Origin of the sequence: Coleofasciculus sp. G3-WIS-01, from assembly GCF_040223135.1 — a bacterium.
GTDB lineage: Bacteria > Cyanobacteriota > Cyanobacteriia > Cyanobacteriales > Coleofasciculaceae > Coleofasciculus.
In genome coordinates this window covers 19,190-44,106 of the sequence record NZ_JAVJZI010000031.1, presented here as the reverse complement: position 1 = coordinate 44,106, position 24,917 = coordinate 19,190, and the positions used below count along the sequence as shown (strand labels likewise).

The window sequence follows — 24,917 nt, the reverse complement described above, 5'->3', positions numbered from 1 at the left end:
TTCCCTGCTCATTCCCTCAATCAAGACTTTCTGTACCCGGAGCGCATTGAAGTATACCATCTTCTAAAATTGGTGCTGGGGGGCGATGAGTACCGGGAGATTTTGCCTCACACAGAATCACGGATAATCCTGATTCGTCATTCCAGGGTTCAACTTGACCAGAAAAAGAAAAAACACCGCCCACATAGCTTTTCAGATCAAATTTTCGAGAAATGCTATAATTAACAACACCCAAGGGAGTGGTATAAATTGAATAGATATAGTTTTCGGTTTCCGTTCTAATACCGAGTCTCAGTTCAGGAATATTATCAGTAAAATTACCTTTTTCTAAAAAATAAGCTTGCTGGGCGCGATTCATTGAACCAACATATTGTTTTGCTTCTGACTGCTTGGCACCAACAGCGCAACTCAGACGATTAGCTGCTAGACTATATAGTCCCAACAAGCCAATTATTCCTAGCAAAGCCAAGCAGCCACAACCATAGCCACTATTTGTATCAGCAGTCATTTAACTCTCTCCTACGAAGTAAACCGTACAAAACCCCCCAAATTCAAGCCAAAAATTAATCATTGCCCCTTTCACCTCTCTCTCCCTCTGCGAACCTCTGCGCTAACCTCTGCGTCCTCTGCGTTTCAAAAAAATTAACCCCTTAAACCAACGCCTACTTATCTTTGAAGCTGCATCAAATAATAAGCTATGGGAATAATTCCAAAGGAACCCACATGCATCGACATAACTGTCATTGCCAGATTAAGATGCTTCTGCTTTAATAAACCTGCGATCGCAAACCCCTTAGTGACAAAGCCCAAGACAAAGCTAATCAGCAGTAATCCGGCTGTCACACCATATAGAAAAGCTATGTTTGCGGAACTATCCATAGCACTAATCAAGAATAACGTCGCAAAGCCCAGGTGTCAGAGGGAGCAGAGTCAGCTCCAGGGTTGGCTTCTGTGTCATCGGTATTCTCCAGCAACTCGTGTTATGTCCCATCTAATCAGTCACGTCTTTGAAAACCCATCGACTTCTCATCGACTTAGTTTAGACGGGGTTACTGGACTATATCTCTCTAGTTCAGGAGGCTTATGCAATGCATGCCACATTTATATGCTCTAGTATATCTTTAGCGGCTTCTGCTCTTGATAACCGTCTTCACCCCATTGAATATCCTTTTCACCCAGTCGGGTGTATTTTTTTACTTGAAAATATTGTATAAATAATCAAATAATAATTGTAATTGTATCAATTTATTAATTTAAAGCCATATTTATTGTTCTGCAAAATAAAATAGAATTAAAAAGATACATAGGTGTAATCATGCAATTTAGAAACGAGAACTTTTCAGGGTTGCCTCGTTTCCTCCATCGCTCTTTTTCGCTTCAGAGGACAGGGGCAAAACGATTAGCAAGCTCAAGGTTAACCAAAGTAGTAACACTAACCATTGCCGTTGTGTTAACAAATTTGGAATTCACCTTAGCTCAAGCTCAAGTTCCTGGAAATAGCAATATCAACCCACCAACCTTCCAACCTTTACCCTCTCCTAGATTGCCCGGGCGTGATCTACAAGTAGAGCCTTTTCGACCTGCACCAATCCCGGCTCTCTACGAACAGCCCGATTTTTTTGAGGAGGGACATGAAAAGTTTGAGGAACAAATCGACAATCTAAGACAGAGAAATAGGCAAGAGTCTTCCGAAGACGAGTTACTCACAATTGAAGAGTCAGCGTACTGGGAAAATCAAAACCATGGAGAGAGTTGGTTGACGAACAAAGCCTACCTTGACCTAAATTAAGTGTTTGTAGTAAGCGCTTGGTTTATTTTCTCTTGAATATTGGTGATTACATGTACAGCTAAAATGGTGGTATAGATTGCAGGTTGGGTTGGCGCATGTTACCCAACGGAATCAATGGATCAAGCCCTTACTACAAACCGAATCTAATCCATCAAATAAGCTGTGCCACGCTACTACTATTCTGCAGGAGAGCGCTCAGCAGAACGTCACTATTCATGCTTGAATAAAACATTAAAAGTGGCTAGAAACTTCATCAAAGGCTTGTCGAAAAAGTCCCGATGGCAGGGGGAGGCTTGAGACCCAAGTTTTCGGTCAAGGAGTTTCTTTTTTCGTCATAAAACTGGCTAGCAATGAATCCGAGTGAATAAATGAGCGCCGCGTTACTAGAAGCTCCCACGGCGGCACCAATGATCGGCAGAATTTCAACAAAACTCAACCCACCTTTGAGAACTCCGGAACCTCCTACAGATAAACCAAAAATCGCTAGAACTTCACCACGTCGCGTTGGTTCTTTGAGCGAAAAGCCATAAGCCGCCGCAATGCGATAAACCATCTGTGCTTGGAGGGCTGTCACCGCGGCTAGCTCAATCCCAAACAAGGCAAGGGCTAAAGGTGGGATAAAGTTGGTGATTAATCCCAGCCTACCTCCTTTGATCGCGGTATCCACCATAAGCCGGTGAGCAAGCTGTTCGGATGTGTCAAAGGGGTAATCCTGTCGCAGCTTGTCTACGTCTTTTTGAGCTTGTTCTAAATCCACTTGACCTAGTGCAGCAACGAGCAAGTTAATCCCTGGAACTTTAGCAGCATATTTAGTCAGGGGATGTTCTGCAATGGGTGCCACGATTTTGCCGACGGTTTCCGTTCCCGGTTCGACGAATCGCACAGCCGCAGGGCGAACCGCTTTTCCTACCGCCGTGGTTGTGCTGGTAATAGTGTCAGCCGCCGATTGCGTAGCTTTGGTCGCCAACTGAGTGGCAAACGTGGCGACTTGAGTGGTTGTCGCGATCGCGTCACTGATTTGGTCTGTAAATGAACGGTTTTTCCACTGTGCTGCCATATTTCAGTTAATTTTTATACATTGTGGTGGTTGTCATTTCTACTTTAAAAGAACAAAGACCCAATATCATCTATCCTTTGACAGTAAAACCCGTCCTGGTTAAAGAGACGCGCCATGGCGCGTCTCTACAACAGTGCATTATCATTCAAACTAGAGTTAAATGTTAATAGTGACTCAAGAAGTCGTGAATAAACATCCCCTGTTTCGGTCAATCATCAAACTCCTAGGATTTTACCTAGTCCTCGGTTTAGGTGGTGCAGCACTACCGGCTAACGCCCAGTTTCGAGAAAACTTTAAGCAGGACTTTCAACAACAATGCCAGCGAGCCAGACAAGCTCCTGGTGCCAATTTGAGTGAAATGACTCAATACGACAGGCGTCTCGAACGATCCTATGTTTTGCCAAGACAAAATCGACCCAGTTTAGTCGGTTGTGATTTGAGATCGGCTGACCTCAGAGGAGCCAATTTAGGCGGTGTTGATCTCAGCGCGGCCAACTTAAGTCCTAAAACCTCGGTGAGTCGGGCAATTGTTACAGAAGTTCCCGCCAATCTCACTGGGGCAAATTTGAGCGATGCCAAGTTAGATTATACTAACTTGACTCGTGCTATTTTAGTCAATGCCAATTTTCGCGGCGCTCGGTTGTACGATACTAATTTGAGTGGCGCTCAAATGGTTGGTGCTAGCTTGGACGGTACATTTGCGTCTTATGTGATTCTCTATGGGGCAAATTTGAGTGGATCAACTCTAAGTTTAGGAAATTTTTCCTCGGCAAGAATGACAAATGCTGATTTAAGCAATACCAATCTTTTTCGAGCCAATTTGACATTAGCGGACTTAACCAATGTTAATTTCAATGGGGCAAATCTCAGTGAAGCTAATTTAAGTGGCGCTAATTTGACGGGAGCAAAACTCATTGAAACGGATCTGCGGGGAGCAACAGGTGTCAATTTGCAGGGAGCGCAGTTGTGTCGAACAAGGCTTCCTGATGGCACAGTAGCCGCTCCAAATTGTGCCATGACGGATAACAATCCATCTTTGGAAGCACGTCCCGAATTGTTTTAGGCTTCACGGGGTGACAAGCAAGCCGAAGTATTGATATATCGTGCTTTTGGCTCATTATATTTAAACCAAATACCCGTTCTATTGTTCCAACCAAATATTGAGTTTAACTTAGGCAATCAAGAGAGGGCTTGAATCCCTATTTTCCGGTCAACGTAAGGTAACAAACTCCTCAGAGGTCGAGGGATGAATGCCAACGGTAGCATCAAAATCGGCTTTTGTCGCTCCCATTTTCAGCGCGATCGCAACGCCCTGAATAATCTCAGCCGCTGATGCTCCAACCATGTGCGCTCCTAGCACTTTATCGGTGCTTTCGTCAACCACTAACTTCACCATGACCCGTTCCTCTCGACCGGTCAGAGTATGGTACAAGGGGCGGAAACGGGCGCGATAGACTTTAACCCCATCCCTATACTTTTCCCTAGCTTGGGCTTCGGTTAACCCCACCGTTGCGGCTTCTGGGGTACTAAATACCGCAGAGGGGACATTTTCATAACTCATAATCCGGGATTTGCCGCCAAACTCCGTATCGGCAAAAGCACGCCCTTCGTTAATCGCAACTGGCGTCAAATTAATCCGATCCGTGCAATCCCCAACGGCATAAATATGGGGGACAGAAGTCCGGCTATACTCATCCACCGCGATCGCATCTTGAGATACATCGACTCCAGCCTTCTCCAGTCCTAGATTCTGGAGATTCGGCTGGCGTCCCGTGGCGGCGAGAAAGATATCCCCAATTACGGTTTCCTCATGCTTTCCGCAAACCGTAACCTTCAGTCCATCTCCTGTCTTTTCAATCGCTGTCGGTACGCTACCCTCTAAAATCCGGATACCGTGTTGCTGCATTCCTTCTTGGATTTGAGTCCGAATATCATCATCAAACCCCCGCAAAATCTTATCTTTGCGGATAATCTGGGTCACTTCAGAACCCAAGCCATGCATAATACAGGCAAATTCCACACCGATGTAGCCACCGCCGAGAATCACCACTCGCTGCGGTTGCTCCTTGAGTAGGAACATATCATCGGAGATAATGGCATGTTCTATACCGGGGATATTGGGTTTAACCGGCTCTCCACCCACAGCAATCAAAATTTTATCCGCACTCACTTTTTGCGACGCGGTACTATGGTTTTGCGACTCAAAAATCTCTAACCTATGAGGGTCAACAAACTTGGCATAACCCCGAAACAGTTGCACTTGGGAATTATCCAACATCCGCAGGTAAACCCCATTGAGGCGTTCTAGTTCCTTTTGCACCGCCTCGATCATTTTATGCCAGTCAAGGGTACTTTGTACAGCACTCCAGCCATACCCTTGCGCCTCTTCAAACACCTCCGGAAAATGAGAGGCATAAACCATCAGTTTTTTGGGAATACAGCCGCGATTTACACAGGTTCCTCCCAAACGGCTGAATTCGGCTACTCCTACCTTTGCCCCATACTGGGCTGCTCGTCGTGCTGTGGCAATTCCGCCGGAACCGCCACCAATAACAAACAGATCAAAATCATAACTCATAACTGGCTCAACTCCCGTTTGATCACCATCTGAACGACTTCTCACGCTTACGCTTAGCGTACAGTGTCAGCGTTCGACTTCAAAAGGGAATGCCTAAGCTAAGACTTGCATCCCAGTTTAGGTTTTTCTTTCCCTCCATCAGATCCAGACGGTTGTTCTATCCGCCTGTCATATCCTGATACCTTCTGCTCTGATATTACAGGACTTATGCAGGTTTTACCGTTGAACCCCCATTTCGCACTTCCATTGGAAGTGGGTCGCCCTTTTCTCAATCCCTGTGTGAGAAGGTGTTCCTGGATAGTTCATCGTTATGCTTCAGTCGGGGGATGCTCTGAAGAATTATTAAGTATACTGGTTGTTGATTCTGGCTTAACTATACTCATTAATATGCCCATAATTTTTGCTGGATTAATAATATAATAATCGCTACAATCCAGATAAATTAAATCCTGATTTAAATTCATAAATTTCCATTGATTTCCATTCGTTACCACTCCAAATACAGTATCGATTTCCTGATTATTGCGTTCATTAAAAATTCTAGCTGCCACCATTTCTGCCATACATTGAGCGTAACCACTTTTGAGATTGTCATTCTTTGCCTCCACCAGAGTAACTACCGGAGACTTAATAAAAGACTGCTGGCGATCGCGACTAATCATAAAGTCACAAAACCCATTTAAACCTTTAGTTTTGTCCACATTAAATTTTACTCCAGAAAATAAACTGATTTGATTATTTAACATCCTCCTCAATTCGATTAACATTGGCGCGACAATCATTTCTGACTTGGCTTTTTCCGTAGCAATAGCAACAGCCAAAGGAATAGTATTCTGTAAATAGCTCAAAAAATACTCATCTAATGGCACATCCTTAATCGTGGAAAATAGGTCAACATTTTCCTCAATTGTCAACCCAAAATCAGAGGTTATTTGTTCCAGTGTAAATTCTTCATAAGACATTTGGCACACCTCTATATAATTTGTAAACAATGATTGTTTCGATTGATACACCGTAGATATACCGTAGGGTGGGCATTGCCCACCAACTTTAAGGAGCGTGCCATTCAGCTTAAGTTGACCCCTTACCCGCTCTTCTTTTTCGGTGACGTTGAGGATGAACGAGACTCAGATCCGCCAATCCCATCTTTTTCCTGCGGTTGTTTGGGTTGTACGTTTTGGTAAAGTTGTTGACGTCCATTGCGAATCACCCTCAGCATATCAGTAAGCTGTTGCTCAATACTATTAAGTACAGAATCAGCATAGTCATCCGCACCGTTTTGAATATCTTCGCATTCTTCGAGTGCGAGTTGGCGCAGTTGTACCAATTCCTGCTGGGCTTGTCGGCGCATCTGTTCAATTTCAGTGCGAGTTTGTTGTTGCAGCGTTTCACACTCTTGCTGAACCCGTTGCCGGATTTGCTTGGCTTCCAGTTCTGCCTGTTGCACAATCCCCATGTCATCCAGAATTTGTTGAGCCTGTCGTTCAGCGGCTTCTAGGATTTCTTGGGCATAGTCTTCTGTTTGCAGGAGAATATCTTCCCCTTGGTGGATAATCTTTTTCGCTGCCTCAAACGCCTCCGGTAGACTTGCCCGCACCACATCCAATTGAGTCAAAAACGCCTCTTCATCAATCAAAGTGTACTTGGTCAACGGGATGTGGGGGCTATCAAACAGCATATCCTCTAGCTTAGTGAGTTCTCGCTGGATATCTAAATCGGGGGTTCCAGAGGAAAGGCGTTTCTCTGGGGGGTTGGGTTCTGGGAGTTTATCGGGTTCAAGGCGGGATGACTCTGGGCGTAACATCGGCAAATATCTAGGGCAACCTGCGGGGGAACAAGATGGTCAACAGATCCGCCAAATTTGGCAATCTCTTTCACTACGCTACTACTTAAAAAACTGTACTCGTTAGACGTGGCGAGAAAAACGGTTTCTATTTCATCCCAGAGGGTTTGATTAGTATGCGCCATCTGGAGTTCCTTCTCAAAGTCTGATAGCACCCGTAGTCCCCGCAGTAAGACTTGAGCATTCTTGAGTTTGGCATAGTCCACCGTTAAACCGGTGAAGCTATCGATTTCCACATTCGATAGATGTTGGGTACAGCCGCGAATCTGTTGCACTCGCTCTTGTATTGTAAACAATGGCGATTTACTCGGGTTGCGGAGTACGGCAACAATGACGGTTTCAAAGAGCTTACAGCTACGCTCAATGATATCGAGGTGTCCTAGAGTGATCGGATCGAAGCTGCCTGGATAAATTGCAATCACGACAGAGACATCTGGAGAGGTACTGAGGAATTATAAGCTGTTATGCATTTAATGCGATACCAAATTAAAGATTCTGGTGTGGGATGATGTCACCTACTCCCATTCTTGCCATTGATCGATCCAGTCTTGAACCCGGTCAAGAATTGGCTCACGTCCCTTGGCAACATTGGCGGCGATGCTGATAAAAATAATGCCAGAAATTATGCCAATAATCCAGTTAGAGAGCGGATAGGACAAACTCAACCCAACTAGCTGGTAAAAGACTGTGAAGATAAATGTGACTGTTCCCACTATTAAAAATGCCCGGATTTGCAGTCCTAATCCAGCGAAAATAGCCACGAGACTAATGATTCCGGGAATAAGTCCAATGTTTTGATAAAACCCTAACGCTACCAAACAGATGATGCCGCTACCCAGTAAGCGGAGGTAGTGACGCAGGTTCCGTTTTTGCGGTAATCTTAATTCTGGCTCAACTTGGGCAACATAGAGGAAAAAATAACCAATCACGGCAGCATACGCTAAGGGTTCAGTAACCTGTTGGCTTGGCAAAACGCGCCAGATTGCCCAATCGATGAAAAATAAACTTACGTATGTCCAACGTAAATTAGATTGGCGGTTGGTGATCCAGGCATAAAAACATGCAAGAACCAGTAAATTAATAGAAGAGAGGGTTTGAGGATTGAGCAAAACACTCACAAGAGGCAAGATCGTGGCATATTGTTGCCAAGACTTTCCATTCCATCCCCACCGCCACCAGGGAGTTTGATAAACCGCGATCGCGAATAAACTGGCAATGATAGATCTCCAGGGATCGAGTAGGCTCAATGTCCAGATCAAACGCCCATAGATCCCAATGGCGACAACCTCAGTTAATCCGGCGTATATCCAGAAGTGATAAGGTGAGTAAGCCCTGTAAAGACGTGCCATGGCGCGTCTGGAAAATGAAGAAAACTGGCGTTGTTGAACTCGTAAATTTCCTTGGAAAAACGCATAACTAGCCAGTATCAAACTGATGACAAGTCCCAGGAATCCCATTAGGTTAGGTGGGGTTCCCACAGACATCCCAGCGGCTAGAACCATCAAGATACTACCCATTGCCCAGTGAATGTGGGCAGTCATTTCGATTTGGGTGACGCTGATATGGAAAAGTGTAGCCCGATCGCGCGATGCGTTCCTTCGGAACAGGCTTTGCCAACGCAAAACCCAGGCGAGTGAACGATAAATACAGCAGATGACAGCCGCGATCGCCGCTAAAATAATAAAGCTATCCCCAGGATTTACCCCATCGGCTTGCAGTATTTGATAAATCACCAGTTCATACCAACCCAGGGAAATACCTGCCAAGGAAAGATAGATGATCCCTTTGGCTTGAGGACGGTGATAGGTTACGCTGATACCAATTAAAGCCGCACCTAGGGTAATCAACCCGGTATAGGGGGTGAAATAAAAAAAGTGTAAACTAATACCAATCAAGGTATAAATAACCAGTTCGTACCAGGCAAGGGAAATACCTACCAGGAAAAGATAGGTGATGCCTTTTCTTGGAAGACGGCGACGCCCTACGATGATGCCCGTTAAAGCTGCACCTAGGGTGAGCAACCCGGTATAGGGAGTGAAATAAGAAAAGCGCAAATTAATGCCAACGAGGGCATAAACTAAGGGTAAAGAGTCCAGTACATCCCGCCAATTTTCTCCCCACCTCCCAGACGCCCCGCCTAAACGGGTATGCCACCAACGATTGAAGACTAGTGTCATAACTGCCAGAATAATGTTCGCAGCGCCGAGGATTAAGGATGAACCCTTAAGGAGTACAATAGCGTTGGCTATGGTCAATTCTACTGCCCAGCTAATGCCGTAAATACTAAATTTGGGAAAAGATTGCCAATACCGATAAAAAATAGCACCACTAATGAGCATTGATGCACTCAGGTACTGCCAACTGGATGGAATGAATTCTAAATACATATTGGCGCTCGATAGCGTCAGCAGTCCGAGTTCCGTCGTAGATAGAGCAATTGCCCAGCGATCGCAGGCTTGAGCGTACAATTGAGCTAGCGTGCTAGCCTGGGGCGTTAAGCCAGCACGTAGCAGCCATAATCCGAAAATTGCGATCGCGCCAACCCAATACCAATCGGCGGGAGAAAGGGAGGACAATCCCGGAATTCCTTGGGAAAGACGTGCCACACCAAAACTCAGGGCAAATCCAATCGTGATCGTGGCGGCTAAGGTTTGCTTTAAATAACAGCTATTGATGAACATCACAAACGTGGCGACACCTAAGCCGATGAGTCTGATGTCCCCTTGGAATAGGGTTAACCCTTGGACGAGAAATAAGCCGATCCCACTCCACCAAAATAGTTGGATTTGCCTTGAGTTTAGCCCCAGATTGGGAGTAAAATCTGAGCCTAAGTCAGTGTTTTCTACCGATGACCAAGGACTAATCAGGGAATCCCTGAGTGACTCTCTGGGGAAGGAATTAGCCTCTTTGCCCCCTGTTCGCGATCGCGTACTTCGGCTGGCAATGTCGGTTATGCTTAAAGGGGTTAACAGCCATAATAGTCCCCATGGTGGCGTGGAAGCGGGAACAAAAAATATGTCAGTAAAAATCTCATCGGCTAGCAAGACATAACTGAGTGCGGCTAGCACAAAACCCAGATGCCAGCAACTGCGATACCAAATTTGTTTGACGATAGGGGATTGGGGATTTTGCTCTACAGTTTGCCCTGTGCTAAGATTCCATTCTGCCACCATCAGCGCCAAGAATAGAGTCGCCCAGAGGGGTTCCCTGAGAGTAGGTATCCATCTGTGAATAAACAAACAGATGGTCAACAATCCACCGACATGGGTGAGGTAGACGAGAACAACTCGCACAAAATTAACTTTAGAGGGAGTTTGGGGGAGCGATAAGTCCCACGCCATAATTTTAATTTGGCATTGGGATGCCTTCACTCACCCAAGCTAATTTTATCCGGTCAATCCCTGACCTAATTCGCCACGCCAGACTACGAGTGAGATAGCGACGGTTAATAAACTACACTACTCAAACAATCTTTTAAACCATAGACAACCTGTTGCTGTTCCTCAAAGGACAATTCTGGAAATATAGGTAGAGACAAAACCTGGTGACACACTTGCTCAACAACTGGAAAATCACCCACTTGATACCCTAAGCTTTGATAAACCGACTGCAAGTGCAACGGTAGGGGGTAATAAACCATTGAAATAATGCCCACCTGTTGCAGATTTTGGCGGACGTGATCTCTATATTCACTGCAGCGGCTGTCTTTGTTTAAGCGAATCGTGTACTGATTCCAGACAGCATAGCTTCCTGGAGTTTCTTGAGGTAAAACGATTCCCGGAACAGGTTGTAATAACTGGTAATACCGATCAGCAATCTGAGAGCGAACCTGATTCCACTGGTCAAGATACTGTAATTTGATTTGCAAAATGCTCGCTTGTAGGGCATCTAAACGGCTATTAATCCCTGTGGCTTCATGGTGGTAGCGATCGCGCATCCCATGTTCTCGCAGCATTCTTATCGTAGCCGCTAGGGTTGGATCATTGGTAATAACGGCACCTCCATCCCCACAAGCCCCTAAATTCTTGGTGGGAAAGAAGCTAAAACAGCCAATATGCCCAATACTACCCACCTTTTGTCCCGCCCATTCCGCCCCCGTTGCTTGAGCGCAGTCTTCAATTACCGCCAAATCATGCGCCTGGGCGATGTCCATAATCGCCGTCATATCCACTGGCTGTCCAAACAAATGAACGGGCAGAATCGCCTTCGTTTTCGGCGTAATCGCCGCCGCAATCTGATCAACGTCAAGATTAAAGGTGTGGGGATCAATATCCACAAAAATAGGTGTCGCCCCCACCCGGGTAATCACTTCCGCCGTAGCGATAAACGTGAAGGGCGTGGTAATCACCTCATCCCCTGCTCCAATCTCTAGGGCTCGCAGTGCCAGATACAAGGCATCTGTGCCAGAGTTACAGGCGACGCATTCGCTTGTATTCATATACGCCGCAAATTGCTCCTCAAAGCCTTGAACCGGAAGCCCACCAACATAACGTCCGGAGGTGAGTATCTCCTGAACAGCTGCACTAACTTGTTTTTCAATGCGCTGATACTGTCGTGCCAGATCAATAGGGGGAATGTGATTCACTCGCTTACACCTAGACGTTTTTATTCAATAAATCAAATTTTTGGGCAAAAGGGAATCCTGTTCATATTTTTTACTATCCTCAATCTATCGATTTGAGGCTGGGGGTGGGCAAAAGTGATAAGCTGTTCGGCATTTAAACCTTAATATCAATAATGGCTCTCATCCTTGTAGTGCGAGCATCTTGCTCGCGACTAATACCCAATTTAAAGCCACGACAGCTTAACCACTAAACGAAGCTAGCTGCAAGTAACGATCCATGAAAATGCTTCCCCCACCCCCCATCTTCGCTGTTTCCCCCATTGGCTTATATATTTGGTAATTTCCCCCATCCCCCCATGCTTCACAAACTCTTCAAAACATCTTTATCATAGCTATACCTAAAACCGCTCTGGAACAGGCAAACTAAGAAAAGCAGATGCACCCTGCCAGCCACAGCAGACGCACCCTGCAAAAACCCTGAGTAAAGCCCACATTATCGCTTAAATTCAAAAATTAGGCGATATGTGGGTCTTGTATTTATTTCCCACGATCGCAGTTACTCTATCCGGAGGGTTTAAGGGAAGCAGGGGAGGTAGGGGAGGTAGGAGGAGCAGGGGGAGCCTGTTCCAGACGTGCCATGGCACGTCTGGGAGCAGGGGGAGCAGGGGAGAGAAAGAGATTTCCTAATCAACGAATGACGAATGACGAATAACAAATAAGGTTAAACTGGGAAAACTGGCAGCAACTATACTCTGCTGGCAAAGGTTCTCCTACTCAGACGAAACCCCTCTGTTCACGAAGCGCGATCCACTATGGCTACATTCTTATTGGAAGTCGGTACAGAAGAATTACCCGCAAATTTCGTAGAGAGTGCGATTAAACAATGGCAGTCGCGCCTGTCAAAAAGTCTTGACGAACAACTGCTGGCTCCTGAAGCCATCCAGGTGTACGGTACACCCCGTCGTCTAGCCGTACTGATTCAAGGATTACCCAGCCAACAACCCAACCGTGAAGAGGAAGTCAAAGGTCCGCCTGTCAAAGCCGCATTTAAAGACGGGAAACCAACTAAAGCCGCCGAAGGGTTTGCTCGTAAGCAGGGAGTTACCCTTGATGATCTAGAAATCCGAGAGACGGATAAAGGGGAATTTGTCTTTGTTGTCAAGAAAATAATTGGTCGTTCGGCGATTGAGATTCTTCCCGAAGTCATCCCCCAATGGATTTTTAGCTTAGAAGGGAAGCGGTTTATGTGCTGGGGGGATGGAGACTTAAAGTTTTCTCGCCCGATTCGCTGGTTTGTGGCGCTGTTGGATGATACGGTGTTGCCGATTGAATTAGTGAATGGTTCAGAAAGGATAAACAGCGATCGCACATCCCGTGGACACCGTATTTTACACCCCAAATCGGTCACAATTTCCCACGCTGAGGATTACGTGAAATCCCTAGAATCAGCCTTTGTGATTGTAGAACGCGATCGGCGCAAACAAATCATCCAAGAACAAGTTCAGGCGGCGGCGCAAAAACTTAAGGGTTACACCATACTGTATGAGGCGTTATGGGATGAAGTCACCGACTTAGTAGAGTATCCCACCGCTATAGTGGGTCAATTTGATCCAGAATACTTAATCCTACCGCCAGAGGTGGTCAAAACGGTAATGGTAACCCATCAGCGCTACTTCCCGGTGTTCAAAGATGAAACAGCGACAGAATTACTCCCCTATTTTATTACCCTTTCAAATGGTGATCCGGCAAAATCAGATATGATCGCTGCCGGAAATGAACGAGTGATTCGCGCCCGTTTAGCGGATGGAGAGTATTTCTATAAAACTGACTTAGCCTCACCCCTAGAGAGTTATTTACCCAAGTTAGAAACCGTAACCTTTCAAGATGAATTAGGCTCTATGCGTCAGAAAGTAGGGCGCATCGAAAAAATAGCGTCACGGATTGCTGAGCAATTGGCGGTGTCACAGACACAATGGGATGATATTATTCGGGCATCTGCGCTTTGTAAAGCCGATCTCGTCACCCAAATGGTCTATGAGTTTCCTGAATTACAGGGCGTAATGGGACAAAAGTATGCTCTAGCGAGTGGTGAATCAGATGCTGTAGCGACGGCGATTTTTGAACATTATTTACCCAGAGGTGCTGAGGACAAGTTACCAGAAACGTTGACAGGTCAAGTGGTAGGATTGGCTGATCGCTTGGATACATTGGTGAGTATCTTTGGATTAGGCATGATTCCCACAGGTTCCTCTGACCCCTTTGCCTTGCGTCGTGCAGCGAATGCGGTGGTTAATATTACCTGGGATGGTAATTTAGCGATTAATTTAGATCAGCTATTGCAGGATATCTCTGCCGATTTTGTCGCCGCCTATCCAGGAAAATCATCACCAGTTGAAGCCTTACAAGAGTTTTTCCGACAACGTATCCGCACCTTACTGCAAGAAGAACAGACGATTGATTATGACTTGGTGAATGCAGTTTTAGGTGAGAATGATCGCGACTATACACAACGGGCATTAAAAGACTTGTTAGATGTTCGCGATCGCGCCTTGTTCTTGCAAAGGATTCGGAATAATGGCAAGCTGGATGAAATCTACGAAACCGTGAATCGTTCGGCGCGGTTATCGATGCAAGGAGACTTAGATTTTCAACAGTTAGATCCCAACGCTGTTGTACGTTCTGATCTATTTGAAAAATCGAGTGAACCGGCTTTTTATGATGCTTTAGTTGAGTTAGTTCCCCGTACCCAAGCTGCACAACAAGAGCGCAATTACCAACAAATTGTTGATGCATTAGCAGATGTTACGCCAATTGTAAGTACATTCTTTGATGATAAGGAAGCCGGAGTAATGGTGATGGACGACAATCCAGAGATTCGGCGTAATCGGCTGAATCTATTGGGGTTACTGCGAAACCACGCCCGGGTACTGGCAGATTTTGGCGCGATCGTGAAAAGTTAAATAGTAGGCAGGGTGTAGCAAATAATTGAACCCAATGCTTAAGTTGCTGGAAATCAACCCAACTCTATTAAGTTTTGTAAATATTCCTCAAACCCTGACATAAGACATAAGACATAAGACTATAAGAGCCGCTAACTTTAATTTTTTCCACCGACTGAGTATCACAATTCCTGATCCCGCTCTTGTTGTCTCCGGCGAATATGGTCATTTAACTCTTCCATAGCTTTCATGTTCCGCCCTTTTTGCTCAATATCTCTATTGGAAATCCCCAATTTTTTTTCAATCCACTGTTGAACCTCTTGGGTTGATAACGTATAAGTTTCCGAAAGACTCGCCTTTCTTTTGTGCTGTAATCGCCTTTCCTTCTGATTCATACCCCCATCCTCCCACTATAAGTTTACAAAGATGGATGCACCCAACGGTAGAGGTGAAGCATTGGAAAATTAAGCCTATAGTAATCATCCCCAATGTTAGACCCAAATGCTTCACCCCATCGGTTGAGAAGGCAGAAGATGAAAGGCTGTAGGGCAGAGGTTCCACTCTCCAAGGAGATTCTGACCCCTCCAGATACCAAATCCGCTTTTGTAACCCCCCCCTTGGGTACTTTTGCTTTCTAGCCCTTCTGCCTTCTGCCTTTCTTTGGTTAAAAAATTCAGGCAACGGTTAAATTAACTTGGACGGTGATATCATCATAATCGAGATCACCGCCACCAAACACATCCTCAAAGCCAAACTTGTTCTCACCGAGTAGACGGACGTGGTCTTTCCCATCAGGATTAGCGCCTAAATAGGCAAAGTAGGCAGTGGGATCGGCATAACCAAGGCGCTGATTTGTCGGATTTGTTGCCAACCATTCTTCTGTTGTGCCATTAGCGATAATGTAAGGCGCTAAAATAGTTCCTGCTTCTAGCTCGACTTGGAGACTTCCTGTATTTCGGTTCATGTCGCCAACAACTTGTTGGGCTAAAGCCGCTTCAGCATAACCTGCCTCATCAGGGCTAATCAGTTGACCCGTTACCGTATCTTGAACATCTCCTTGCTCATTTTCAACGACGTAAAACCCGACGGAATTGTTAAAGCCAGCATTATTCTCAATATTGAAAAAATGGGCTGATACTGGACGGTTTTGATCTTGCAAGTCGATGAGTTCGGGTTCCCCGTCAGTGATTAGGATGGGGTCATTTTTGGCAGGTGTAGTATCCTGATTATTGCCATCAAAACTCAATGGTTCGTCTACCTCAGTCGTTTGATCAGCAACCGCTGCGACTAAGTGGAGTTCATTATTGCTCAAACTATTGCCGCCTGCTGTCGGCGCCAGTGTAGCACCCCCTGTCACCTCTGGATTGCCCGGTATCGGGGCGGTTTGTACAGCACCCCCATTATCGATGAAGTCTCCTAATTGAGGGTCAAGCAGCTTGGCTTTAGCTGTTATTTTCGTATCGTTAGGATTGGGCTCTTCTGACTGAAAGTTACCGCCCCCATCACTAAATACCTTACCGGTGTGATGGTAAATATTCCAATTGTTGCCACCATTGTTGGCTACGTTATCAGCAACTAGGGTCTTTTTGAGGGTAACATTATTGCCACCGCCCCAGAATCCTCCACCTTGCCATCCCGCATAATTATTGGCAATCGTGGTGCTAGTAATCTTCGTTGGATTAGAACCATTCCCTAAAAGAATCGCTCCTCCCAAACCACTCTTTCCATCGGTTGATTTTGCTTCGTTGCCGTAGAAAATACTGTTTTCAATCGTGACAGGTGATTTCTCTCCTGTCCACAAACCACCGCCTTGCACCAGCGCCCGATTATCAGCAAAGGTGGTGTTACGCACTGTCAATTTACTATTCCCGTGCCGCACTCCACCGCCAAGAGCATCACCTTTGGAATCTTTGATCACCTGATTATCGATGATTGTGCTATCTTCAATAATCACTTCGTCGCCCGGATAGGCGTATAAAAACAGTCCTCCTCCTTGTCCGGCTCCTTTATTACCCTCAAACCGACTATTGCGAATCTCAATTTTGCCCTTGGTACTGTTATCAGTAGTTGCTGAAGCACCATCGGTAAAAATTGCACCTCCATAACCCTTTGTATGGGGACCCAAGGGACCACCGGGAGTGGAGTCATTATCGGTGAAGGTGGAGTTTTCGACGATTAATCCCCCCAAAACGGTGTTAATCGCCCCACCATTGGTTCCGGTATTTTCCGTAAACTCACTATCTTTGACGGTGAGAGAACTTTCACTACCAACTGCGATCGCACCACCACCTCGTTCACTCTTACCGGTCTGACTATTTCCCGATGTGCTATTATTGTCAAACTCAGAGTTAATTACAGTAGTTTTACTGCGCCAACCGGCAAAGATGGCACCACCTCCTTCACCGTTAGCATGATTATTCCGAAATTCGCTATCTTCTACCGTTAGTTTGGTGTGACTTTCTGTCCGAATTCCCGCCCCAGCGCCTTCTTCACCTTTTTCCGTCGTTTTGCCATTGGCGATGATCAGATTCTTTAGGGTAACCTCTACAGCTCCCCCTGTTGGATCATCTTGAATAAAAAAAACGCGGGAGGCGTTATTACCACTGATGGTTAAACCTGATGCCTTAGACCCATCAATAGTTAGGTCTTTATCAATTTCGAGTTGACCACTGGTCAGCTTAATGGTCTTATTTTTCAGACGAGAGGCGAATTTAATTGTATCTCCTGACTGGGCTTGCGCGATCGCATCTCTTAAGGAACCTTGTCCTTTGTCTTTCTGGTTTTGAACCGTGAATACTTGTGACATTGTTTGCTCTCCAATACTATTTGACTAAAGTGCTAATTTGGAGCATATTATTCTTTGGCGAAATGGTGGGCAATCCCCCCTTATTTAGTCATCGTTGAATTTGCTGTATTTTTTCTGACAGCATGGCTTCAACTTAACATCGTGCTGTCTCTTTGAATAGATTTTTATCACGATGTTCTCTACTTTGTACCATTAATAGAGCCTTACTAGCAAATTAGGCAACCAAATTAATAATACTTAATATTTGTTTTATTTTGTTTAATTGATGAAACAATACTATTTATTTTTGTTTTTTTAGAATACAAAAATTAATTTTATCAGACTTATAAAACTGAAGTATTTTCTCTAAAAAAATAGATGTAAATAGTAAAATAAGTTCCCTAAAAAAATAAAATAATTGTTTCCAGGGAACCTAATTCAATTTATTTCGCGGCTAAATACAACCTTTACAAGTCGTCCAGTTCCAAAAGCCCTCGTAGTTGTTGCTGGAATAATTGCTGTTGTAGCGATGTAAACTACAACCCGGACATGGCAAGAAAGTCACAGAAATAGGTCATGATAACTAGTAGTTCCCGATTTAGGAGTGCGGATGTCTCTTTCAATCTCGCACTTCAGGCAGAATCCCACAGCTATCTTCTGGTAGAATTATTAGTGCCTGGACTGTAGAGACGTTGCAGGCAACGTTTCTACATGGTAATTAGAATTAAACGAACGAACCATCATCAGGTTATGCCCAACGCTCACGTCATTGGTCTGGGACGCTCCGGAATGGCAGCCGCACGACTCCTGAAACAGGAAGGGTGGACGGTAACAGTCAGTGATAGCAAAACCTCTGAATCTTTGCAACAGCAACAACAAGCGCTGACGGTTCAGGGAATTACGGTTAAACTGGGTTATTCCCTCACCCTTGGCGATGGGGATTTACCTGAACTGATTGTGGTGAGTCCTGGTGTTCCTTGGCATATCCCGGTTTTAATGGAAGCTAGGAATCGCGGGATTGATACGATTGGCGAGATGGAACTGGCTTGGCGTTATCTCAAGTCCTCTCCTTGGGTTGGGATCACAGGGACGAATGGTAAAACTACGACAACGGCGCTGATTGCGGCTATTTTTCAAGCGGCTGGTTTCCATGCGCCCGCCTGCGGTAATATCGGCTATGCGGCTTGTGAACTGGCTCTGGCGCAGTCCTTAGAGACGCGCCATGGCGCGTCTGTACATGAGAAACTACCCCAATCTCCAATTGATTGGGTTATTGCAGAAATTAGTAGTTATCAAATTGAGTCGTCACGGGAGTTAGCGCCAAGGATTGGGGTGTGGACAACCTTTACGCCGGATCACTTGAACCGCCACAAGACGCTGGAAAATTACTACACTATCAAAGCTGAGTTACTGTCGCGATCGCACGATCAAGTCTTTAATGGTGATGACCCGTATTTGCGTCAGTTGGGGACAACCCATTGGTCAAACGCTTACTGGACGAGTGTCAGGGGACTTGACGCGACGCCTCGTCCCTGGGTGTATATAGAGAATGGTTGGGTAATGGTGGAATCGGAACCGATTGTCCCCGTGGATTCCTTGCGGATGGTGGGGAATCACAATCAGCAGAATTTACTCATGGCAGTTGCCGTAGCGCGGTTAGCTGGGATTGAGAAACAGGCAATTAGTGAGGCAATTACCAATTTTCCCGGTGTTCCTCACCGCCTAGAACATATTATCACCTGGCAGGGTATCGATTTTATTAATGATAGTAAAGCCACAAACTATGATGCGGCGCAGGTAGGATTAGCGGCGGTTGATAGTCCCGCTATTTTAATTGCTGGGGGTGAAGCCAAAGCGGGGGATGATACTCAGTGGTTGAACGCCATTCAAGCTAAAGCGGCGGCTGTTTTACTGATTGGTGAGGCGGCGCCTGCCTTTGCCCAACGCTTGCAGGAATTGGGTTATTATCGTTACGAGATTGTGGAAACAATGGCACGAGCTGTTCCTAGAGCAGCGGAATTAGCGCAACAGGATAATGCGCCTGTGGTTTTACTTTCACCGGCTTGTGCTAGCTTTGACCAATATCAAAGTTTTGAACATCGGGGTGATGATTTCCGTCAGCAGTGTTGGCAAAATTTTAGTCCTTAGTACCCCGCTTCGCGATGGCATGAGTGAGGATTTACAACTAGATTAGGAGATTAGGGCACGGCAATGCCGTGCCCCTACCCCATCAATTATCCCTGATGTAGGGGCACGATACTATCGTGCCCTATTATTTTAACTAATTAATTGGGATTGAAATTTCATTTCGGGAAAGATGCGATCGCACGTTTTGCCAGGGTGATTGAAATTGTTGCAACACAGATGCAGTATTCAAGCCGACATGATATTATGCGCTAATCGGTTGAGGCGTTCCGAATAACTTTTCATCACATTTAGAGCAAAAATTGGTGTTTCCTGAACCGCAAACAGAAATCGCTGCTGATCCAGAAATGCTAGGGTACAATCTGTTTTCGCGATCGCGCTATAGGTTCTGTCACCTACTCCAATCAATGTTCCGGTACCAAACACCTCACCCTTACCAATGGTTTCTACAATATTACCATTGACCGAGATGTTCACTTCTCCTTCCAGGATGCCATACATGTAGTTCGCTGGATCACCTTCTTTGAAAATAACCTGATCGGCAGAAAATGTCTTAGGATCAGACTGTTTTTGTAAGATGCTGACTGTGTTTGCGGGTTCTACCATGTTCTGTCATTTGTCATTCGTCATTTGTCTTATGTCATTTGTTTGTTCATGTAGGGGCGAAGTATTTGGGGGGCTACCTGATCATACTTGTCCAAAATGTTTTACCCAAATGCTTCGCCCAACTCCGGTGATGTCGTTGATAGATAAAACGGATCAAATCGGGGCGGGTTTAGTCACATCTGGGTTAAGTCAGAAACGATAGTAGTAAAACCCGCCCCTACACACCGGGTTCCCGCGAAGGTTGTCAAGGATATTTCATCCCTCAACTCGCCCCAACCAATAAATTCTGATACGCCGCCTCAATCCGTTCGACTTCCGATGATACCTCTGTCTCTAATGTCTTCAACCGCTCTAATTCTGCCCCATTATTAATCTCATGGGACTCTTTTTGTGCAATTAAATTATCCAACTCTGACTTCCGCGCCTGAATATCATCATTCATCCGTTCCGTCACTTCTCGCTCATACACATCAAAGCATTCTTTCACCGCATCGTGAATCGGTTGCCATTGTTCTCGTGCTACCTGGGGTAAATATTTAACTAACTCTTTCTTCGCCGCTTTCACCAACTCCTTCCGCGCTTGATCTGCTTGTACAACCCCAACCCCTAACCCCAATAACGCCAATCCCACAGGTCCCAAAACAACCCCTGAAACCGCTGTAATCATCGCCCCAACACCCATCACCGTAATAAAATTAAGGGCAATATTTTTCCAATCAAAACCCGCCCCCGCCATGGCTACCCCAGCAATATTTCCCCTTGCCAAGGAAAAGAGTCCCGCTGCCCATTTTGCCCAAGCGGGAGAATTGTCTTCTGGGGTTGTACCAATCACTGGAGTTATGCGTTGTCCGGTTAACTTTTCGGTAATTTTTTCCGTAACTTTGGTATAAGATGCACCATAACTGGCGGCACTTTTCGATAACTGCAAAAACGCGCTATCCATCTCTTTTTCAGCCATTAAACTCCAGGCAGATAATTTATCATTTATATACCGCTCAAATGCCTGTTGCAATCCCGCTTCAAAGGCTTCCCGTCTCCCTCGACTCAAAAAATCCATGAATTGAAAATCCGGCTGATACTGCATGAAATCAGCTTCAAAGGTATTCCCCAAATTTAAAACATAATTGCGGAAGGAATCCGCCACAGCTTTTGCCTTACTATCCCGTACCGATTTGATTTCAGCTTGGAACTGTTGACAGATATCATTCAGCTTCTTAAATTCAGGTTCTACGGAATTAATCCGTTCTTTTAACTCCTGAACATCCTGTTCTAACAAAGGAATTCGCCGTTCAATCGCTTCCCGCACATGACTATACCCTTGACGCGCCAAGGTTCTGGCTTGGCGAAATTCAGCCACGGCTCGTTCCGTGGTCAAAAATGTACTTAATGCGCCCATAAATTCAGGAAATCCAGTTCCTTCCAGAGACGATGTTGGCTGCTTCACTCGTAACCTCAGGGCTTTAATTGCGGAAATCTCAAACACTCGTTCATCATAGATATCATACCCATCGACTTGACAGTAATCGGCTAAATTTGCTCGAAACACGCGCCGCACTTTATCTTCCGATTCTGCTAATTCTTCCGGATCATCCGGATCAATCAAACTTTCGCGAATCTGATCCCAAGCATTAATTAAAAAGAAAACCGATAATCCCCGATCCTTAATATAATTCTCTAAATAACGGCGTTCGGCTAAGGTACAAGGCTGAGTTGCCCGCAGTACAAATAAAATCGCATGGCAATTATTGATATATCCCAGAGATAACTCGTTTCGGGCTTCGGTATCATTGAGTCCCGGACTATCGACAATTTCTATACCTTTTTCTAATAACGCTAATGGATATTCTACGACAGCATAATTAACATTGGGAAACGCCTGTTTTTTCTGTTGTTCCAGTTGCTTGGCTTCAGCGGGATCAATGGTGTAGCGGCGCTTAAAACTCTTAAAGTCAATGTCTTCGGGGGGTGTACCATCATTAAAATGAACGGTGACTTTTTTTTCTGATCCATACCGCAGAACGGTTAATAAAGCTGTACAGGGATTAACATCTGAGGGTAATAGGTTCTCGCCAATTAAGGCATTGAGAAACGTACTTTTGCCCCGTTTCATATCGCCCAAAACCAGCAATCTGAATACACCTTGTCGTAAATTTGTACTGGCTCGGCTTAAATCATCAATATCCCGTTCCAACCCCAAACCGCCAGAGGTATCCTTGCCGACTGCTTCCCCTTTTGTCAGGGTTTGGGCGATTTCACCCAGACTCCTGGCGACTTGCGATCGCACTTTGGCAACGCGCTCTAAATTATTCAGGAAACTGTCTGTTTCTATTTTATAACTCATTGTTGATTTCTCCCTATACCATGCGTTTAGTGATCATAACCGATAAAATAGCTAAGTATTGTCTACCCGCTCCTTTCTTTCAGGTTAACCCGGTACTAACCCTGACTCCTCATACATAGATTCAATCTGCCAGTATTGGGCTAAAATATCACTATCTAACTGTCTCAATCGCTTTAACTCCGTTTGGTGATTGATTTGGCGACCTTTTTTTTGTTCAAGCAAGTTCTCTAATTGAATTTGGCGGGATTGAATATCATCATTAATGCGTTGAATTACGTCTTGCTCATACCGTTCAAAACAGTCACCAACTGCTTTGCCAATGGGTTCTTGTTGCTCCTGTGCCAATTGGGGTAAATAGTTAACAAACTGCTTTTTCGTCGCTTTAATCACGGCTTGACGCCCTTGTTCAGCTTGCATGGCGCCCACTCCCAAACTCAGCAGCACTAATCCTAGGGGATTCCAAAACCCTAAAGGAGTCAAAATTACCGCTAACCAATTAACCAGAATATTTTGCCAATTAAAACCAACAGCAGCTAAGGCGACACTAGCGATATTTCCTGAAGCTAAGGAGAAAAAACCCATTGCCCATTTTGCCCAAGTGGGTGACTCCTCCCCTGAGTCAACTGGAACTCTCGACGGTAGGGTTTGCCCAATTAATTTCTTGCTCATAGAATCAACAACCTGATTATAGGTTGCACCATAATTAGCCGCACTTTGGGCAAGTTGGGAAAAGGCTTCTTTCAAAGCATCCTCCGCTGTGCGTTCCCACGCGGCTAATTTATCCTGAAGATATTGCTCCAAGGCTTGCTTTAATGCCGCATTAAACGCCTCCCGTTTCCGCTGTTGTAAGAATTATAAAAGGTCAATTGTCGGCTGATAGGGAAAAAAATCCGATTCAAACGTCGTTTCTAAGTTCCGCACATACGTCTGAAATGAATTAACTATTTCCTTGACATTTGTATCCCGTATGGTACGAATTTCCTCACGGAATTGATCGCGAATTTGGGTGAGTTGTTCAAAGTCAGGATCAACCCCTTGAATCCGTTGTTTCAATCCCTCAATATCTTGATCCAGTAAGGGAATTCGCTGTTCAATAGCTGCGTGAGTGCGGCTATAAACTTGACGCGCCAGAGTTCTGACTTGCCGTAATTGTGCCACAGCCCGTTCTTGAGTTAAAAAGGTATTCAATGCCCTTAAAAATGGGGGAAATCCTGTGCTTTCTAGAGAATCCTGGGTTTTTTTTAACCGCCGCCGCAATGCTTCGAGGGAAGATATCTCAAATACTCGTTTATCATAGTAATCCTGTCCATCGTTTTTACAGTAGTCAGCTAAATAGGTTTTAAATACAGTACGTAACCGATTTTGAACCTTATCAAGTTCGTCTAGATGATCTGGATTAATCAATCCTTTGCCGATTTCATCCCAAGCGTTAATTAGAAAAAAAACAGTTAATCCCCGCCCTTTGATATAATTCTCTAAATAGCGGCGTTCCTCCAGCGTGCAAGGCTGCATTGCTCTGAATACAAACATGATCGCGTGGCAATTGTGGATATAGTTAAGGGATAATTCATTCCGGGCTTCGGTATCATTCAGCCCCGGAGTATCTACAATTTCGATTCCCTTTGCTAAGAGGGGTAAGGGATATTCGACAACGGCATGAGATACATCAGGAAATGCTAAACTATTCTCGGCTTCTAGGCGTTTGGCTTCGCTGGGTTTGATTGTATAGGTTTGCTTAAAACGGGCAAAATCCATAGATTGAGAGGAGTTATTTCCTTTAAAATAGACTGTGACTTTTTTTTGAGTTCCGTAGCGTAAAACTGTGAGCAGGGCTGTACAAGGATTGACATCGGATGGTAATAAATTCTCGCCAATTAAGGCATTGAGTAACGTACTTTTTCCCCGTTTTAAGTCTCCTAAGACTAATAATCTAAATACAGTTTGTTGTAAAGTTTGGCTAGCTCGGCTTAAATCCTCAATATCCCGTTCCAACCCCAAACCCCCAGAGGTATCCTTTACCGAGGCTTCCCATTGTGCCAAGGTTTGGGCGATTTCACCCCGACTTTTTGCGACTTGCGATCGCACTTTGGCAACTTGCTCTAAGTTATTCACGAAACTGTCTGTTTCTATTGTATAACTCATGGTTTATTGATTCCTTAAGCATTAGTTAATACCAAGCGCGATCGCGAGAATGGCGGGTTTAGTCAAGTTATCAGTTTTAGGCAAAACTTTATCCGTAAAATTGACCCCAACTACCGATAAAATAGGTG

General features: G+C 45.0%; 17 protein-coding genes and 1 pseudogene. 4 read left to right on the top strand and 14 right to left on the bottom strand.

The genetic code is table 11. The features are described from left to right. Positions 1-16: 16 nt before the first annotated feature. Both RIM23_RS03300 and RIM23_RS03295 read right to left on the bottom strand, forming a co-directional pair. Positions 17-508 (bottom strand): type IV pilin-like G/H family protein, encoded by a 492-nt coding sequence (locus tag RIM23_RS03300; protein WP_446352721.1) that lies wholly within the window; start codon positions 506-508, stop codon positions 17-19. Between the two features lie 158 nt (positions 509-666). Next, complete coding sequence (locus RIM23_RS03295) at positions 667-879, bottom strand: hypothetical protein (protein ID WP_446364420.1); 213 nt, start codon at positions 877-879, stop codon at positions 667-669. A gap of 436 nt (positions 880-1,315) precedes the next feature. Here RIM23_RS03295 and RIM23_RS03290 point away from each other — a divergent pair, with 436 nt between their 5' ends. After that, positions 1,316-1,789: a hypothetical protein gene (locus tag RIM23_RS03290; protein WP_446364418.1), complete on the top strand. Its 474-nt coding sequence runs from the start codon at positions 1,316-1,318 to the stop codon at positions 1,787-1,789. A gap of 253 nt (positions 1,790-2,042) precedes the next feature. Here the strand turns inward: RIM23_RS03290 and RIM23_RS03285 are convergent, their stop codons facing one another. Next, the gene (locus RIM23_RS03285) at positions 2,043-2,846 is read right to left on the bottom strand and encodes a hypothetical protein (RefSeq protein WP_446364416.1); all 804 of its coding nucleotides are present in this window, start codon (positions 2,844-2,846) and stop codon (positions 2,043-2,045) included. A gap of 160 nt (positions 2,847-3,006) precedes the next feature. Between RIM23_RS03285 and RIM23_RS03280 the strand changes: the two genes are divergently transcribed. Further along, positions 3,007-3,909, top strand: a complete 903-nt coding sequence (locus RIM23_RS03280) for a pentapeptide repeat-containing protein (protein ID WP_446364414.1) — start codon at positions 3,007-3,009, stop codon at positions 3,907-3,909. Between the two features lie 147 nt (positions 3,910-4,056). Here RIM23_RS03280 and gor read toward each other — a convergent pair whose 3' ends face one another. The 6 genes from gor to RIM23_RS03250 form a co-directional block, all read right to left on the bottom strand. Continuing rightward, positions 4,057-5,424, bottom strand: coding sequence for a glutathione-disulfide reductase (gor, locus tag RIM23_RS03275; RefSeq protein WP_446364412.1), 1,368 nt, complete (start codon positions 5,422-5,424; stop codon positions 4,057-4,059). A gap of 308 nt (positions 5,425-5,732) precedes the next feature. Next, positions 5,733-6,386, bottom strand: a complete 654-nt coding sequence (locus tag RIM23_RS03270; RefSeq protein WP_446364410.1) for a hypothetical protein — start codon at positions 6,384-6,386, stop codon at positions 5,733-5,735. Between the two features lie 122 nt (positions 6,387-6,508). Next, on the bottom strand, positions 6,509-7,228 hold the full coding sequence (locus tag RIM23_RS03265) for an ATP synthase F0 subunit B (RefSeq protein WP_446364408.1): 720 nt from the start codon (positions 7,226-7,228) through the stop codon (positions 6,509-6,511). Then, entirely contained in the window at positions 7,135-7,689 is a 555-nt protein-coding gene (gene coaD / locus RIM23_RS03260; protein WP_446334935.1) for a pantetheine-phosphate adenylyltransferase, read from the bottom strand. The genes RIM23_RS03265 and coaD overlap by 94 nt, the downstream gene beginning before the upstream one ends. A gap of 93 nt (positions 7,690-7,782) precedes the next feature. Continuing rightward, entirely contained in the window at positions 7,783-10,608 is a 2,826-nt protein-coding gene (locus tag RIM23_RS03255) for a hypothetical protein (protein WP_446364406.1), read from the bottom strand. A 104-nt stretch (positions 10,609-10,712) separates the two neighbouring features. Continuing rightward, a complete protein-coding gene (locus RIM23_RS03250; RefSeq protein WP_446364404.1) occupies positions 10,713-11,852 on the bottom strand; it encodes a DegT/DnrJ/EryC1/StrS family aminotransferase in 1,140 nt (379 codons plus the stop codon). 791 nt (positions 11,853-12,643) lie between these two features. Here RIM23_RS03250 and glyS point away from each other — a divergent pair. Further along, entirely contained in the window at positions 12,644-14,791 is a 2,148-nt protein-coding gene (gene glyS / locus RIM23_RS03245) for a glycine--tRNA ligase subunit beta (RefSeq protein ID WP_446364402.1), read from the top strand. A gap of 161 nt (positions 14,792-14,952) precedes the next feature. On the opposite strand, the gene RIM23_RS03240 is transcribed toward glyS, so the two are convergent. Both RIM23_RS03240 and RIM23_RS03235 read right to left on the bottom strand, forming a co-directional pair. Then, a complete protein-coding gene (locus RIM23_RS03240) occupies positions 14,953-15,165 on the bottom strand; it encodes a hypothetical protein (RefSeq protein WP_446364400.1) in 213 nt (70 codons plus the stop codon). A 278-nt stretch (positions 15,166-15,443) separates the two neighbouring features. Beyond that, complete coding sequence (locus RIM23_RS03235; RefSeq protein ID WP_446364398.1) at positions 15,444-17,576, bottom strand: right-handed parallel beta-helix repeat-containing protein; 2,133 nt, start codon at positions 17,574-17,576, stop codon at positions 15,444-15,446. Positions 17,577-18,305: 729 nt separating this feature from the next. On the opposite strand from RIM23_RS03235, the gene murD reads away from it, so the two are divergent. Further along, a complete protein-coding gene (murD, locus tag RIM23_RS03230) occupies positions 18,306-19,703 on the top strand; it encodes a UDP-N-acetylmuramoyl-L-alanine--D-glutamate ligase (RefSeq protein ID WP_446364396.1) in 1,398 nt (465 codons plus the stop codon). A 225-nt stretch (positions 19,704-19,928) separates the two neighbouring features. On the opposite strand, the gene RIM23_RS03225 is transcribed toward murD, so the two are convergent. The 3 genes and pseudogenes from RIM23_RS03225 to RIM23_RS03215 all read right to left on the bottom strand — a co-directional run bounded on the left by RIM23_RS03225 (position 19,929) and on the right by RIM23_RS03215 (position 24,789). Beyond that, positions 19,929-20,306, bottom strand: coding sequence for a Crp/Fnr family transcriptional regulator (locus tag RIM23_RS03225; RefSeq protein ID WP_446352775.1), 378 nt, complete (start codon positions 20,304-20,306; stop codon positions 19,929-19,931). 262 nt (positions 20,307-20,568) lie between these two features. Further along, on the bottom strand, positions 20,569-22,647 hold the full coding sequence (locus RIM23_RS03220) for a dynamin family protein (protein ID WP_446364394.1): 2,079 nt from the start codon (positions 22,645-22,647) through the stop codon (positions 20,569-20,571). An 84-nt stretch (positions 22,648-22,731) separates the two neighbouring features. After that, positions 22,732-24,789: pseudogene (locus RIM23_RS03215) on the bottom strand (dynamin family protein). Between the last annotated feature and the right edge of the window lie 128 nt (positions 24,790-24,917).